The sequence below is a fragment of the Clostridium sp. DMHC 10 genome (assembly GCF_001270375.1).
GTDB lineage: Bacteria > Bacillota > Clostridia > Clostridiales > Clostridiaceae > Clostridium_S > Clostridium_S guangxiense.
Genome location: NZ_LGVB01000015.1, coordinates 128692 through 145942, shown reverse-complemented (window position 1 = coordinate 145942; position 17251 = coordinate 128692). Strand labels below are relative to the sequence as shown.

Annotated in this window: 6 protein-coding genes and 5 pseudogenes; 9 read left to right on the top strand and 2 right to left on the bottom strand. The window is 31.4% G+C overall.

All coding sequences use genetic code 11. The features are described from left to right. Window positions 1–55: 55 nt before the first annotated feature. From AGR56_RS02635 to AGR56_RS02610, 6 genes and pseudogenes are all read left to right on the top strand, one after another. Window positions 56–2281: a bifunctional (p)ppGpp synthetase/guanosine-3',5'-bis(diphosphate) 3'-pyrophosphohydrolase gene (locus AGR56_RS02635; RefSeq protein WP_053241029.1), complete on the top strand. Its 2226-nt coding sequence runs from the start codon at window positions 56–58 to the stop codon at window positions 2279–2281. Window positions 2282–2298: 17 nt separating this feature from the next. Further along, on the top strand, window positions 2299–2748 hold the full coding sequence (dtd, locus tag AGR56_RS02630; protein WP_053241028.1) for a D-aminoacyl-tRNA deacylase: 450 nt from the start codon (window positions 2299–2301) through the stop codon (window positions 2746–2748). A gap of 13 nt (window positions 2749–2761) precedes the next feature. Then, window positions 2762–3362 (top strand): annotated as a pseudogene (locus AGR56_RS02625) (MBL fold metallo-hydrolase). A 12-nt stretch (window positions 3363–3374) separates the two neighbouring features. Beyond that, a pseudogene (locus AGR56_RS02620) lies at window positions 3375–4813 on the top strand (coproporphyrinogen III oxidase). A 170-nt stretch (window positions 4814–4983) separates the two neighbouring features. Continuing rightward, entirely contained in the window at window positions 4984–6774 is a 1791-nt protein-coding gene (gene aspS / locus AGR56_RS02615; RefSeq protein WP_053241027.1) for an aspartate--tRNA ligase, read from the top strand. A 180-nt stretch (window positions 6775–6954) separates the two neighbouring features. Then, window positions 6955–7242: a metal-sensitive transcriptional regulator gene (locus AGR56_RS02610; protein ID WP_053241026.1), complete on the top strand. Its 288-nt coding sequence runs from the start codon at window positions 6955–6957 to the stop codon at window positions 7240–7242. Here the strand turns inward: AGR56_RS02610 and AGR56_RS02605 are convergent. After that, complete coding sequence (locus AGR56_RS02605; protein ID WP_053241025.1) at window positions 7134–7685, bottom strand: threonine/serine exporter family protein; 552 nt, start codon at window positions 7683–7685, stop codon at window positions 7134–7136. The two genes, AGR56_RS02610 and AGR56_RS02605, sit on opposite strands and share 109 nt — an antisense overlap. Continuing rightward, window positions 7682–8454, bottom strand: a pseudogene (locus AGR56_RS02600) (threonine/serine exporter family protein). Before AGR56_RS02600 ends, AGR56_RS02605 begins: the two are co-directional and overlap by 4 nt. Before the next feature lie 146 nt (window positions 8455–8600). Here AGR56_RS02600 and glyA point away from each other — a divergent pair. From glyA to addA, 3 genes and pseudogenes are all read left to right on the top strand, one after another. After that, the gene (gene glyA / locus AGR56_RS02595) at window positions 8601–9836 is read left to right on the top strand and encodes a serine hydroxymethyltransferase (RefSeq protein WP_053241024.1); all 1236 of its coding nucleotides are present in this window, start codon (window positions 8601–8603) and stop codon (window positions 9834–9836) included. A gap of 246 nt (window positions 9837–10082) precedes the next feature. Further along, a pseudogene (gene addB, locus AGR56_RS02590) lies at window positions 10083–13518 on the top strand (helicase-exonuclease AddAB subunit AddB). Continuing rightward, window positions 13511–17251: pseudogene (addA, locus tag AGR56_RS02585) on the top strand (helicase-exonuclease AddAB subunit AddA). The pseudogenes addB and addA overlap by 8 nt, the downstream one beginning before the upstream one ends.

The window sequence follows — 17251 nt, the reverse complement described above, 5'->3', positions numbered from 1 at the left end:
AGAAAATAGGTGGCTGGTTTTTTGACCAGCCTTTGATTTTAGGAGAGTATGATAGATGGCAGAGTTATCCGATTTGATAGAAAAAATAAATCAAAATTGTAACAATGTAGATAAAAATTTTGTCACAAAGGCATATGATTTTGCTCTTAAAGCGCATGAAACCCAAAAAAGAGAATCAGGTGAGCCATATATAAATCATCCTGTTGATGTAGCATGCATATTAGCGGAAATGGGCATGGATACAAGTACTATAACAGCGGGAATTCTTCATGATGTTATAGAAGATACAAACTATAGTTATGAGGATATAGCCAACATATTTAGCAAAGAGGTTGCTGATTTAGTTGAAGGAGTTACTAAACTTGAAAAGATAACTTATAAAACCAAAGAGGAACAGCAAGCTGATAATGTTAGAAAAATGCTTCTTGCAATGGCAAAGGACATAAGGGTAATAATAATTAAGCTTGCAGACAGACTTCATAATATGCGTACCCTCAAATATAAAGCTGTACAAAAGCAAAAACAAAAGGCTAAAGAAACTCTTGATATATATGCCCCTCTTGCTCATAGACTTGGTATGTCAAAAATAAAATGGGAACTTGAAGATTTATCCTTTAGATATTTAAAACCAGAAGAATATTACTCATTAGTAGAAGCTATTGCTGAAAAAAGGGTAGAAAGGGAAGAATACACAAAAAAAATTTTAGAGCAGCTTAAAGAAAATTTAGCTAAATCGGGAATAGAATCTGATATAGATGGTAGACCGAAGCATTTTTATAGTATATATAGAAAAATGGTTAATAAAAGTAAGACTATAGATCAGATTTTTGATTTGACTGCAGTAAGGATACTAGTCAATACGGTTAAGGACTGTTATGCAGCTTTAGGAATAGTTCATACAATGTATAAGCCTATGCCTGGACGATTTAAAGATTATATTGCCATGCCAAAGCCTAATATGTATCAATCACTTCATTCCACAGTAATAGGTCCAGAAGGAAAGCCATTTGAAATTCAAATAAGAACTCACGATATGCATAAGACAGCTGAATATGGTATAGCAGCTCATTGGAAGTACAAAGAGGGAATAGTTGAAACTCCTCAGTCAAGTGCTAAAGAAGGGGAAAGCAGTGACACAAAACTCACATGGATAAGAGAAATGCTTGATTGGCAGAGAGAAACTCCAAATGCTGAAGAATTTATGGAGAACTTTAAAATAGACTTGTTTTCAGATGAGGTATTTGTTTTTACACCTAATGGAAAAGTTATAAACTTGCCATATAATGCTACCCCAGTTGATTTTGCATATAAAATACATACAGATGTTGGAAATAAGTGCGTAGGCGCAAAAATAAATGGAAAAATAGTTCCACTTGATTATAAACTAAAAACAGGAGAGATAGTAGAAATACTTACAACATCACTTCCTAAAGGACCAAATATAGAATGGCTTACATATGTTACAAGTAATCAAGCTAAGAGCAAAATAAGAGCGTGGTTTAAAAAGGCTAAAAGAGATGAGAACATTGCCAAGGGGAAAGAAATGCTTGAAAAAGAGGCTAAGAAGCGTGAGTTTAACTTTGGAGAAATGGCTAAGGGAGAAATACTTGATATAATACTTAAGAAGTATAATATGAATTCTATTGTGGATATATACGCCAATGTTGGAATTGGCTCTGTAACAGCTGCTATGATAATTGACAGATTTAAGGAAATTTATGATAAATCTAGAAAAGATCCTAATAAAGCTTCAAATGAAGAGATACTAAAAGATGTAAAGGAACAAATAAATAAAGATAACAGAAATAGAAAAGAAGTTGGAGCTTCACAAAAACTTGGCATAACTGTAAAAGGAGTTTCTGATGTTTTAGTTAGATTTGCAAAATGTTGCAATCCTGTGCCTGGAGACGCTATCATAGGATACATAACTAAAGGAAGAGGAGTATCTGTTCATAGAACGGACTGCTCAAATATGAATAACCTTATAAAAGAGGATAGTTCAAGGATTATAGAAGTAAATTGGGGAAAAGCAAAGAATGAAAGTTATATAGCAGAGCTTGAAATAAGAGGCGATGATAGACAGGGACTTTTAGCAGATGTAGTTGAAGTTATAACTGCTATGAATATATCTATGGATTCAATTAATGCAAAAACTTCAAAAAATAATTCTGCTTTTGTAAATGTAAAAATGAAAATACAGGATGTTGAGCACCTTGCTATATTAATGAAGAAGATAAAAAAATTAAATGGCATAACTGATGTGTATAGAACAAATAGTTAGGGTTTGAGGTGATATTTGTGAGAGCAGTTATTCAAAGAGTAAATTTTTCGTCGGTTGAAGTTGACGGGAAAGTTGTTGGAAAAGTAGAAAAAGGTCTTAATGTTCTCCTTGGAATAACCAAGGATGATTCTGAAGAAGATATAAAATACCTAAAGGACAAAATAGTAAACCTTAGAATTTTTGAGGATGAAAAGGATAAAATGAATAAATCCTTAAAAGATGTAAGTGGAGAACTTCTTATAATATCTCAATTTACACTTTATGGAGATTGTAGAAGAGGTAGAAGACCTAACTTTATGAGTGCACTAAATGGAGAAGAAGCGAAAAAGCTTTATGATGAATTTGTTAACCAGTGCAAAGATGAAATAGACAAGGTGGAAACTGGAATATTTGGAGCAGATATGAAGGTCTCTATTGAAAATGATGGCCCTGTAACTATTATTATAGATAGCAAAAAGGCTTTTTAAGGAGGGGATTATAATGAAGATAGGTATAATACCTGCAGGAAGTTACATGACTAATTGCTATATTGTTATAGATGAAATTACTAATGAAAGCATAATAATAGATCCTGGAGATGATGCTGAGAGGCTTTTAGATGAATTTAACAAAACCGGTTCTCATCTTAATTTTATAATTCTTACTCATGGTCATGCGGATCATACTGCTGCTGTGGCTGAGTTTAGAAGTAAATATGCAGTTGATGTATATATGTCAAAAAAAAGATTCTGAACTTATAGAAAAAGAAGAGTATATGTTTGGCGAAAAGAATGAAAATGCAAACAAGTTTATTAAGGACGGCGATGTTTTAAAGTTTGGAAGCAAAAATGTAAAGTGTATAGAAACTCCAGGACATACACCAGGTGGAATGTGCTATCTCATAGAAAACAGTTTGTTTTCTGGTGATACTTTATTTAATAATTCAGTTGGAAGAACAGATTTCCCTGGAGGGGATTATGCTGCCATAATAAGTAGCATTAAAAATAAGCTTATGAAGCTTGATGATAATATAAAGGTTTATCCAGGGCATGGTTCAGAAACAACAATAGGATTTGAAAGACGATCAAATCCGTTTTTGTAGGAAGCAGGCTGTATAATGATAAAAATTAAACTAAATAATGATCTCTATTCATATGATGTCTATCACATATCAAATTTATTTTTTGATTCTATAGAGTTAATTGACTCAAATGATTGGAACTATAGTGTAAGAGTCGAAGAAAATTCAGTTTATATAACTTCTAGTGAGAAAGTTGAAAGTTATAAGTTTCATAAGGAATTAAAGGATAAATCTAATGTGAAAATTGCAGTTTTTAAGTATTTTACAAAACTTACAGGAAAAATGCTTCCATGGGGAACCTTAATAGGTATACGACCTAGTAAAATAGCTTTAAATCTTATGGAAGAAAAAAAGACAGATAAAGAGATAATAAATTATTTTAAACATCATAGTTTAACAAAAGAAAATAAAACTAAATTGTGTATAGAAGTTGCTAAAAGAGAGAAAAAAATTGTAAATGATGATGTAAGAACCGTCAGCATTTATATTGGTATGCCGTTTTGTCCAACAAGGTGTCTTTATTGTTCTTTTATATCGGATACTATAGCAAACTGTAGGGGGCTTGTAGATGGCTACCTTGAGGCTATGATATACGAAATAGAAAAAACAGCAGATTTTATACATAAGAAAGGTCTCACTATTGAAAGCATATATTTTGGTGGGGGAACGCCTACGTCTGTAGATAATAATCAGTTTGAATATGTTATGAAAAGTATATATGACAATTTGCTTAAGACTAAGGTAAAAGAATTTACTGTCGAATGTGGAAGACAGATAGTATAACTTATGAAAAACTTATATCAATGAAGAAATATGGGGTAAACAGGATAAGTATAAATCCTCAAACTATGAATGATGATACCTTAAAGCTAATAGGAAGAAACCACTCGGCAAAGGACGTAATTGATAAGTTTAATTTGTCAAGAAAAGTAGGATTTGATAATATTAATATGGATATTATTATAGGACTTCCAGGTGAAAATACTTTAAAAGTTAAAAACACCTGCAGCGAGATAATAAAATTAAGGCCTGAAAGCATTACTGTTCATGGGCTTGCACTTAAACGAGGCTCTAAAATGTTTGAAAATGTGCTTAATAATGTAAAAATGAAGCTTCCAGATCAAAATGAGTTAAACGACATGCATGATACAACTTTAGATTGTGCTTATACCTTGAATATGAAGCCTTACTATATGTATAGGCAAAAAAATATGGTTGGAAATCTTGAAAATGTTGGTTACTCCATTGATGGAAAAGAATGTATATACAATGTTGAAATGATAGAAGATAAGCAAATAATAATAGCTATAGGCTCCAATGGGGTATCAAAGATAATATTTAGAGATACCAATAGAATAGAGAGATATGGTAATTTGAAGGATGTAAGAGAATACACTAGAAGAATCGAAGAAAAGGTTGATGGAAAGATAAAATTTCTTGAAACCTTATATAAGGCATCTTCAAAAAAATAACAAGTCCATCTAGCGGCTAATTTTGCGTAATATTTCGTCAACTGAATCCGCTAAGACTACTTAGTATTAACGGAACCAGTTTCCTCGTATTACACAAAATTATTTCGCAATATGGAATTGTTATTTTATTTCAGATGCCTAAATAACTAAATTTTTAGGAGGAATAATAAATGGGAGAATCTTTAAGAGGACTAAAGAGAACTACCATGTGCGGTGATCTTAGAGAAAGCCATATTGGAAATGTAGAGACTGTTATGGGATGGGTTCAAAGAAAGAGAAATCTCGGAGGGCTTGTTTTTGTTGATTTAAGGGATAGAGAAGGAATACTTCAAGTTGTATTTGGAGAAGAAATTAATAGTGAAGCTTTTAAAAAAGCAGACCTTGTTAAAAGTGAATACTGCATTGCTGTTACAGGTAAAATTGTTAAAAGAGAATCACCAAATGAAAACATGCCAACAGGTATGGTAGAACTTCAAGGAGAAAACGTAAAAATATTATCTGAAAGTGAAACTCCACCAATATACATAAAAGAAGACTTAGATGCTGCTGAAAGTATAAGACTTAAATACAGATATCTTGATCTTAGAAGACCAGATATGCAGAGGATATTTAAAATAAGACATAAAACTGCCAAAGTAATTAGAGAGTTCCTTGATGAAAAAGGATTCTTAGAAATGGAAACACCTATGCTTACTAAAAGCACACCTGAAGGAGCAAGAGATTATTTAGTTCCAAGTAGAAATTTTCCAGGAAAGTTTTATGCACTTCCTCAATCTCCACAGTTATTTAAGCAGCTTTTAATGGTATCTGGATACGATAAATATTTTCAAATAGTAAAATGTTTCAGAGATGAAGATCTAAGAGCAAATAGACAGCCAGAATTTACTCAAGTTGATATGGAACTTTCCTTTGTTGAGGAAGATGATGTAATTGCAGTAAATGAAGAACTTATAAAAAGGGTATTCAAAGAGGTTGCAGGAGTTGATGTTAAGCTTCCAATAGAAAGAATGCCATGGAAAGTTGCTATGGAAAAGTATGGCTCAGATAAACCAGATTTAAGGTTTGGCATGGAAATAAATGATATAACAAAAGCTATTGAAAGTTCTGATTTTAAAGTATTTAAATCTGCAATAGAAGTAGGTGGAAGTGTTAGAGCTATTAAAGTTCCAAACTCTGCTGGAATGGGCAGAAAGCAGATAGATAGGCTTGGCGAATTTGTAAAGACTTATAAGGCAAAGGGGCTTGCATGGATAGCTTATAAAGAAGATGAAATAAAATCACCTATAGCAAAATTTCTAAAGGAAGATGAATTAAATGCTATATTGAAATCAATAGACGCTAAAGTTGGAGATTTAATCTTAATTGTTGCAGATAAAGATTCTGTAGTTCTTCAAGCTTTAGGTGCACTTAGACTTCATATGTGCAAAGAACTTGATCTTTTAAAGGATAACAAAGAATTTAGATTTGTATGGGTTACAGAATTCCCATTGTTATCTTATAATGAAGAAGAGGGAAGATTTCAGGCTGAGCATCATCCATTCACTATGCCTATGGATGAAGATATTCAATATCTTGAAAGTGATCCTGGAAGAGTTAGAGCTAAGGCTTACGATATAGTTTTAAATGGAGAAGAGCTTGGAGGAGGAAGTGTAAGAATACATGATACGGCACTTCAAGAAAGAATGTTTAAAGTCCTTGGATTTACAAAAGAAAGTGCATGGGAAAGATTTGGATTCCTTCTTGAGGCCTTTAAGTTTGGACCACCACCACACGCAGGTTTAGCATATGGCTTTGATAGAATGATAATGTTCCTTGCTGGAACTGAAAATATAAAGGATGTAATAACCTTCCCTAAAAATCAAAATGCATATTGCCCATTAACTGAAGCACCAAATGTAGTAGACGAAAAACAGCTTTGCGAACTTGGAATCAACATAACTAAAGAAGAAGAAAAGCAGTAGAAGTTTTAGATTGTTATTATTAAAGTTTTATAAGTAATATTTTTTTAGTGCACAATGCACAGTTCACAGTTAAGGATGATTTATCTTTCCTACGTCAGATAAATCTTAAAACTTAATGATGTTCAGCTACTGTGCATTGTGCACTGATTTTATAAATAATATTTTTGGAGAGTGAATTTTTTGGAAAGTAAAGAAGAAAAAAATAAAAGGGATTTAATAATAAGGCTTAGAAAAATTGAGGGGCAAGTAAAAGGTATAGAGAAGATGATTGAAAATGGAGCCTCTTGCAAAGATGTAGTTGTACAAATTGCAGCTGTTAGAGCAGCAGTAAATAAAATAGGTGGACTTATGCTTAAAAGCTATGCTAAAAATTGTGTGTCATACGATAATATATGCCTTATTGAAGATGATGATAGAGAAAAAAAGGTCGATGACCTTATTTCTACTCTTATGATGTTTGTAAAATAAATTACTATCTTTTTAGTAATACCTTTCTTAATTTTATTAATTTTTGTTATCGATGAAACAAAGACTATGGCAACAGCTATGGAGCCAGCATACATAAAGGTCTGAAATCCCCAGTGAGCTGCCTTTGTAAGATTACCACTTATGGTTTCATACATTGTGTAGTACATTCCATTTCCAGGTACTAAAGGTATTATTCCACATAATATAAAAACAGTAACTGGTTTCTTAAGTATTCTAGCCATTGCCTCTGAATATATAGAGACAGTTATAGATGCAGCAAATAAAGATACAGTTACAGAGTTGTTGTAATGAATTGATATAAGATATACAAACCATCCCAAACCACCACCTATAGCTGAAAAAATCATGGCCTTACCTTTTATGTGATACAATACGGCAAAAGCAAAGGATGCCATAGTTGCATAAATAGAATTCAATATCATATGTTTATTCCTCCAAAGAAAGCAATCCAAATTTTAAATACAATACCAGTACCGACAGCAATTCCGACAGCAGTGAGAAATGCCTCAAGACCACGTGTAACTCCAGATACAAGGTCTCCAGCTATAGTATCCCTAACGGCATTTGTAATAGCAAGTCCAGGAACTAAAAGCATTATAGAACCTATTATGCTTTTGTCAACGGAATGTATTACTCCTAACTTATAAAAAATTAAGGCTGTGAGAGCTGAAATAGAGCCGCCTATAATGTTAACGAAAAAATCGTTTAGATTTATTTTTGAAAAAACAATTGAAACATATTTTATTAAAAAACCTATAATTAATGACACAAAAAATCAGTCAAACCTCCGCCAAAAATAAGAGTGAAAAAAGCTGCGCCTATGCCAGCAAAAAAAATCATTGTAAGATTTGAATAACTCTTATCACTTTCAATTACTTTTAACTCTTTTTCAACGTCATCTATAGATAATCTGCTTTTTTGTATTGTTCTAGATAAATTATTTATTTTTGATATTTTTTCTAAATTTACAGTTCTGCTTTGAACTCGTCTTACAGCAGAGACTATTTCACCATTGTTACATGTAATGGAAAGCATTATACCTGTAGGGGTTACAAAACTATCAGCATCCTTTATATCAAAGGCTGTACAAATTTTCACCATGGTTTCTTCAACTCTGTAGGTTTCAGCCCCATTTTCAAGTATTATTTTACCAGCATGTGCTGCTAGGTTTAAAACTTTGTTTTCTTGCATAAATATTCATACCTTTCTAAAGACAAATACAGAAACCATTATAACATAAACTTTTATTTGAATTCCATAATATTTTGTTATATAATTTACACATAATTAAAGTTATATTTAATCATTAAAATTAATAGAACCAGGGGGCCTACAAAATGGATTTTGAAAGTATAAAAAATGGAGATTCTGAAGTTTATTCAATAATAAATGAAGAACATGAAAGACAAGAGAATAATATAGAACTTATAGCATCTGAAAACTTTACAAGTAAAGCAGTTATGGAAGCTATGGGATCATTTTTAACAAACAAGTATGCTGAAGGGTATCCAGGAAAAAGATATTATGGCGGATGCTATGTTGTAGATAAGGTTGAAGATCTTGCAAAGGATAGACTTAAAAAGCTTTTTGGTGCAGAACACGTTAATGTTCAACCTCATTCAGGTTCACAAGCAAATATGGGGGTTTATTTCGCTGTTCTTCAGCCAGGAGATACAATAATGGGAATGGACTTGAGTCACGGTGGTCATTTAACACATGGAAGTCCTGTTAATTTTTCTGGAAAACTTTTTAATGTTGTATCATATGGGGTTAGTAAGGAAACAGAACAAATTGATTATGAAGAATTGAGAAAAAAAGCACTTGAATGCAAACCAAAGATTATAGTTGCGGGAGCAAGTGCATATCCAAGAACTATTGATTTTGCCAAATTTAGAGAAGTATGTGATGAAGTAGGAGCTTATTTAATGGTCGACATGGCTCATATTGCTGGACTTGTAGCAGCAGGACTTCATCCATCACCAGTTCCATATGCAGATTTTGTTACAACAACTACACATAAGACTTTAAGAGGACCTAGAGGCGGAGCAATACTTTGTAAGGAAAAGTATGCTAAAGCTATAGATAAGACTATCTTCCCAGGAATGCAGGGAGGACCTTTAATGCATATAATTGCAGCTAAAGCAGTATGTTTTGGTGAAGCTTTAAAAGATGATTTTAAAGATTATTCAAATCAAATAGTTAAGAATGCTAAAGTGCTTTCTGATGAACTTAAAAAATATGGTTTCAGATTAGTTTCAGGAGGTACAGACAATCATCTTATACTTGTAGATTTAACTAATAAAGATATTACAGGAAAAGATGCAGAACATCTTCTTGATTCTATAGGAATTACTGCAAATAAAAATACAATACCTTTTGAAACAAAGAGTCCTTTTATAACAAGTGGGATAAGAATAGGAACCCCAGCTGTTACAACAAGAGGATTTAAAGAAGAAGAAATGAAGCAGATAGCTTATTTTATAAATTATGCTATTGATAATAGAGATAAGGATTTAAGTGATTTAAGAAGCAAAGTTACAGAACTTTGTAATAAATTTCCAATATACAAGTAAAAAATAATGCACAATTCACATTTCACGATGCACAATGAAGGATGATTTATCTTCCTCTCGTCAGATAAATCTAAAATTATATAAAAACACAATGTGATGTTCAGCTGGCTGAACGAACTAATAGGGCTTTATCTCAATTTCGTGTTAGTTATAAGTTTTAGATTTTCTGTAGTGAAACGGAAGAAAATCATCCTTCATTGTGAACTGTGAATTGTGCATTGTGAACTGATAAGGGGTGTGTTGCTCATGAGCTTGAGATTTATCTATGGAAGAGCCGGCAGCGGAAAAAGCCAATTTTGTATAGAAAGTATAAATAAGAGAGTAAATGATGGAGCGATAAGCCTCTTATTTTCATTGTACCGGAACAATTCTCATTTCAATCTGAAAAAATATATTGAATGTTATAGGTGAAAGAGCAGCTCTTAGAGTAAAGGTACTTAGCTTTAAAAGATTAGCGTATAAAGTATTTAATGAAGTTGGGGGAGTAACTAGAAAGCACTTAGACCCTGCAGGAAGAAACATGCTTATATATCATATAATGGATGAGCATAAAGATGAACTCAAAACATTTAGTGCAGCGGCTCGAAAGCAAGGCTTTGTAGATACTGTCTCAGAAAGTATAAGTGAATTTAAAAAATATGAAGTTACTCCAGATATATTAATTGATGCATTAAATAAAATAGACAATACAGAGCTTAAAAATAAGCTTTATGATTTAAGCTTTATTTACAAAGAGTTCGATAACCTTATACAAAAAAATTACATAGATCCAGATGATGATCTCACTCTACTAAAAGAAAAGATTGATTACACGAATGCCTTTAATGGGGGTGAAGTATGGATAGATGAATTTTCCAGTTTTACGGTGCAGCAATATAGCATAATAGAAAAACTTGTAAAAAAGTGCTCAAGGGTGAATATTACTTTATGCATGGATGGAGAAAAAAAGTTCACGGGATCGGATGTTTTTTTAATAACGGAAGCTACAGAAAATAGAATAATTAAAATAGCTTCTGAAAACAATATAAAACTTGAAAAACCTGTATTTCTCAATGAAAAACCGTTTTATAGGTTTAGGGAAAATAAAGAACTAGCATTTCTTGAAAATAATTTATATGCTTTTCCTTATGAAATATTTAAAGAAAAAACAACTAAAATAAAGATATGTAATTCAACTAATAGTTTTTCTGAACTAGAAAGTGTTGCAAGAGAGATAATATCTCTTTGTAGGGACAAAAATTACAGATTAAATGATATTGCTGTGGTTACAGGCAATCTTGATAGTTATGAGAAGATAATTTCAGTTATTTTTAAGGAATATGGAATACCATATTTTATAGATCAAAGAAGAAGTATAGAAGATAATAATCTGGTAGTCTTAGTAAATTCTATAATGGAGGTATTTATTAAAAATTGGTCTTATGAAGCTGTATTTAGGTATCTTAAATCTGGTTTTTCAAACATAGAAACAGAGGATATAGATTTAATAGAAAACTATGTACTCGCTGCAGGAATAAAAGGCAGAAAAAAATGGGTTTTGGAAGGTAAGTGGGATTATAATATTTATGGCAATAGTTTTAATGAAGAGATTTCAGAAGAGGATAAAGAAAAACTAGTTAGAGTTAATGATATAAGACAGAGGATAATTGAGCCGTTTAAAAAATTTAGAGAGAAAATAATGAGAAAAAATACTGCATCTGAAATATGCAGTGCTTTATTTGAATTCCTATATGAAATAAATGTACCAGAAAAAGTTGAAAGGCTTGTAGATGAATTTAAAGAAGAAGGAAAGCAAGTACTTGCCAATATCTACAGCCAAATTTGGAATGTGATAATGGGACTCATGGATCAAATTGTGGAGGTTATGGGTGACGAGAAGGTAAACCTTGAGAAGTTTTCTAAGATACTTCTAATGGGTATTAAAGAACATGAGATGGGACTTATACCTTCCTCAGTGGATCAAGTAATAGTTGGAAGTGTGAGCCGTTTAAAAAGCCACTGTATTAAAAATTTATTTATAGTTGGTGTAAATGATGGGATTTTTCCGTCAGCAGGTATTGAAGAAGGTATACTTACAGATAATGATAGAGGTATACTTTTAGAAAAAGGAGTTGAACTTGCAAAGGATACAAAAACAAGAGCTTTTGAAGAACAATTTTTAGTGTATACAACACTTACTAATTGCTCAGATCATCTAATTGTAAGTTACCCAATGGCAGATATTGAGGGGAAATCTCTAAGACCATCTATGGTGATAAATAGGCTAAAGACTTTATTCTCATTAATAGATATGGAAAGCGATATTCTAGAAAATGAAGACGATGAAAAAAATATGAATTTAATATCTTCTGAAGTGCCAACTTTTAATGAAATGGTGTCTGCTTTTAGAAAAAATATTGATGATAACTATAAAAGCGAACTTTGGAGGGATGTGTATAGATTCTATTCAAAAAATGAAAAATGGGCGAGTACTTCTGAAAATATTTTCTCTGGAATGTTCTATACAAATCAGGTTGATTCTATAAGTAGAGAAAAAGCAGAGAAACTTTATGGAACAGATCCTAAAATGAGTGTATCTAGGTTTGAAAAATATATATCATGTCCATTTGCATATTATGTTCAATATGGATTGAAGCTTAAGGAAAGAAAGCTGTTTAATTTGACGGCGCCGGATATTGGATCTTTTATGCACAAAGTAATAGATGAATTCTGCATAGAAATAAAGAAAAGCAATATGAAGTGGGAAGATATAGATGAAGGAATTAGAAAAAAGCTTATAACTGATATTGTTGATAAAGAAATAGGTAATAATGTTAATTCAATATTCAGCAGCTCTCCTAAGAATGCTTATTTTACAGGGAGAATTAAAAAAGTTTTATTAAAAACTTCTGAAATAGTTACAGAGCATTTCAAAAGGGGGAATTTTGAACCAGTAGGTTATGAGGTTTCCTTTGAAAATGGAGGTAATTATCCACCTATAATAGTTGAGATTGAAAATGGAAGGAAAGTGGTCTTGACAGGCAGAATTGATAGGATAGATATGCTTGAAAAGGATGATAAAACCTATATAAGAATTATAGATTATAAATCTGGAAACAAGATTTTTAAGTTATCCGATGTATATTATGGTCTTGAAATTCAGCTTTTACTATACCTTGATGCGATAATGGAAAATGAAGGAGAAAATACATTTCCAGCAGGAGCACTTTATTTAAAAATGGATAATCCTGTTATAAAAGATAAAAAGAATATGACAGATGAAGAAATAAGAGAAGAAATACTAAAAAGTTTTAAAATGAAAGGACTTTTACTTTCAGATCCAGATATAATAAAAGAAATGGATAAAGAAATGGAAGGGAATTCTGTTATTATACCGGCATCAATAAAGAAAGATGGAAATTTGGGAAAATCTTCAGCTATTAGTGATAATCAATTTGATCTTTTAATGAGGCATGTGAGAAATATAATAATGGAAAATTGCAATAAACTTATAAATGGAAATATAAAAATAAATCCTTACAAAAAGAAGGAAAACACTCCTTGTGAATATTGCATTTATTCATCAATTTGTAGATTTGATATGAATTTTGAAGACAATAATTACAGATATATAGAAGATAAAAAAGATGATGAGGTTTGGAAGCTTATTGAAAATGAAAAAGGAGGGGAGGAAGATGAGTAAGAACATGTGGACAGATGAGCAGCTTGAAGCCATAAATTCAAGAGACTCTAATCTGCTTGTAGCAGCGGCTGCGGGTTCGGGAAAAACTGCTGTGCTTGTTGAAAGAATAATAAGGATTATAACCGATGAAGAGAATCCTGTTGATATAGATAGACTTTTAGTAGTTACTTTTACAAATGCAGCGGCATCAGAAATGAGAGAAAGAATAGGAAAGGCAATATCAGAAAAACTTTATAAAAATCCTAATTCTAAAACAATTCAAAGACAGTTTGCACTTTTAAATAAGGCGAAAATAACGACTATACACTCTTTTTGCTTGGATGTAATAAAAACAATTTTCACTATATAGACATAGATCCAGACTTTAGAGTTGGCGATGAAACAGAAATGGTTCTTTTGAAGAGTGAAACCCTTGATGCATTATTTGAAGAAAAGTATTTAGAAGTACAAAAAAATGGAGATTCAAACGTTTTTAAGACTTTTAGAAAGTTATTGCAATAATAGAGATGATTCTGCCTTGTTTGAAACTGTAATGAGTTTGTACAACTTTGCCATGAGTAATCCTTGGCCATATGAATGGATTAATTCTATGGTAGAAAAATTTAATATAGATGAAAACTTTGAGTTTGGAAATTCAGAATGGGCAAAAGTTTTGCTTAATAGTATAAACATACAACTGATTGGAATGAAAGAATCAATCGTTAATGCTCTAAGAATAATAGAAAATGAGCCAACACTTGAAAACTATATTGAAAACTATAAAGAGGATGCTGATATGCTTGATGACATTATAATGAGCTGCAGTGATTACAATAAGCTTTATAAAGCTCTAAATGATGTCTCTTTTAAAACTTTAAAAAGATGCGGCAAAGACGTAAATAAGGAAAAACAAAAACTAGTTAAAGATGTAAGAGATAGCGTAAAGAAAAAGCTAAGTGATATAGCTGTGAATATAACATCAAAGAACGAAATTTCAATAAAAAATGAAATGAATGAGCTATATCCACTTATGAAGGCGCTTGGAGAGCTTGTAATTGAGTTTAATGAAAAATATAAATTAAATAAAAGTAGAAAAAATATAATAGATTTTAATGATTTTGAGCATATGTGCCTTGAAATTTTAACTGAAAAAGATGAGGAAAATAATATAAAGCCTTCTAAGGCAGCTCTTGAAATAAGGGAAAAATATGACGAAATATTAATAGATGAATATCAGGACAGTAACCTTGTACAGGAAGTAATAATGGGAACAATATCAAGAAAGTATACAGATAACCCTAACCTATTCATGGTTGGAGATGTTAAACAGAGCATTTATAGATTTAGAAAGGCAAATCCAAAATTGTTCCTTGAAAAGTATAATACCTATGAAAAAGGTGAAAAAGCTAAAAACAGAAAGATACTTCTTTATAAGAATTTTAGAAGCAGAAAGGAAATACTAGATGGCGTTAATTTTATCTTTAAGCAGATAATGTCATTAACTGTAGGAGAAATGAATTATACTAGTTCGGAGTTTTTAAATCCTGGTGCTAAGTATAAAGATTTAGATTCAGAAAGCGAAGGGACAAATAACAATATAGAACTTTATGTTGTTGAAAAAAATAAAGAAGAAACAGAAGTAGAAGAGGAAGAAGATATTTCTGATATAATGCTTGAAGCTAGAGTAGTTGGAAAAAGAATACTTGATATGACGCAAAATGATGATGAAAATAAAAATTTTTATGTATTTGATAAGGAAAGTGAAGGCTACAGAAAAGCCCAATATAAAGATATAGTTATACTTCTTCGTTCAACTAAAAAGTGGTCGGGGGTTTTCTATGATGAACTTAAAAAAATGGGTATACCTGTATTTGCCGATTCAAATTCGGGTTATTTTGAAAGTTCAGAAATAAAAACTATGCTTTCTTTTTTACAAGTGATAGATAACCCAATGCAGGATATTCCATTTGCGTCGGTGTTGAAGTCACCTATAGGTGGATTTTCAGTTGAAGAGTTAATAGATATAAAGTGTTTTGAAGGAGATACTTTTTATGAAAAGTTTAAAAATGGCATGAAAAAATGCGGTGAGGAAAATAAAAACAAACTTTGTATAAAAATGTTCTACTTTATTGAGAAACTAAACAGGTGGAGAAAAGAATCGCTGCATATGCCTATAGATGAATTTATATGGCATTTGTATACTGAAACCGGGTATTATGGATATGTAGGAGCAGTAAAAGGAGGAATGCAGAGGCAGGCAAACTTGAGATTGCTTTTTCAAAAGGCTAAAATTTATAATGAAACCAGTTATAAGGGATTATTTAATTTTATAAACTTTATAAATAAAATCAAAGTAAGCAGCGGTGATATGGGCAGCGCAAAGATACTTGGAGAAAATGAAGATGTTGTTAGAATAATGAGTATACACAAAAGTAAGGGACTTGAGTTCCCTATAGTGTTTGTATCTGGTACAGGTAAGAATTTTAATTTAATGGATATGAATAAAGCTATACTTTTTCATAATGAACTTGGTTTTGGCCCAGATTATGTTGATTTGGAAAAAAGAGTTTCATATGGGACTCTTATGAAGGAAGCAATAAAAAATAAAATAAAATTGGAAACATTATCGGAAGAAATGAGAATACTTTATGTTGCTTTTACTAGAGCAAAAGAAAAACTCATAATAACTGGACTAGTGCCTAGTATTGAAAAAGCTGCTTTAAAATGGGCAAGTGCAATTAATAGCAGTGGTGAAAAAATTTCAGAGGATGTAGTAATCAAAGCAAAAAGCTATCTAGATTGGATATGTACTTCAATTATAAGGCATAAAGATGCTTCAACTTTAAGAGAGCTTATAGGTGAGGAAACAGAAAATGGCAAGTTAATTGAGGATGAATCCAAATGGGATATATCATTTTTAAAGAGACAGGAAGTCATAGAATTATGGCATAAAGAGGAAAGCGAAAGCTTAGATAAGATGGATTTGTTTTATAGTGAGCTTGAGAAAATCAGAAATTCTCCATATGAAAGTAGTCATTCCGGCGAAATAGAAAGAAGACTTAGCTACAAATATAAATATATGAAGGCATCTAAGCTTCCTTCACTGCTTTCTGTTACAGAATTGAAAAGACAATTCTTGGAACATGATGAGTATGGAACAAGGATGTTTATGCCAGCACTTTCTAAAAAACCGAAATTTCTGGAGGAAATTAGAGGACTTACAGCCGCAGAAAAGGGTACAGTATTTCATTCTGTAATGCAGCATTTAAATTTTTGTTCTGATAGTGGTAAAATAAATATAGAAAATATAAAAATGCAAATTGACAATATGGTATTAAGTGAAATAATAACTGATAAACAAGCGGAAACTGTAAGTGCTAAAAAGATACTTGCATTTTTGAATAGCGATATAGGAAAAAGAATTACTAATGCACTTAATGTATATAAGGAGTTTCCATTTCAGATTAGATTTAAAAGTACAGATATATATAATGATTTAGAAAAAAGTTTATATGAAAATGAAGATATAATTGTTCAAGGTATAATTGATTTGTACTTTGAGGAAGATGATGGAATTGTACTTTTAGATTATAAGACTGATTATGTTAAGGACGATAAAGTAGATGCCATAAAAGAGCGATATAGAGTACAAATAGATTACTATAGTGCTGCACTTGAGACTATAACAGGTATTAAGGTTAAAGAAAAGTATCTATATTTGTTTTATAATGGAGTGACTGTAAAAATGCAATAA

What these genes read in the sequence shown, in the direction of transcription:
- aspS (WP_053241027.1), top strand. Translation starts at nt 4,984, where the DNA reads ATGGGAGAATCTTTAAGAGGACTAAAGAGAACTACCATGTGCGGTGAT.
- glyA (WP_053241024.1), top strand. Translation starts at nt 8,601, where the DNA reads ATGGATTTTGAAAGTATAAAAAATGGAGATTCTGAAGTTTATTCAATA.
- AGR56_RS02635 (WP_053241029.1), top strand. Translation starts at nt 56, where the DNA reads ATGGCAGAGTTATCCGATTTGATAGAAAAAATAAATCAAAATTGTAAC.
- AGR56_RS02605 (WP_053241025.1), bottom strand. Translation starts at nt 7,685, where the DNA reads ATGATATTGAATTCTATTTATGCAACTATGGCATCCTTTGCTTTTGCC.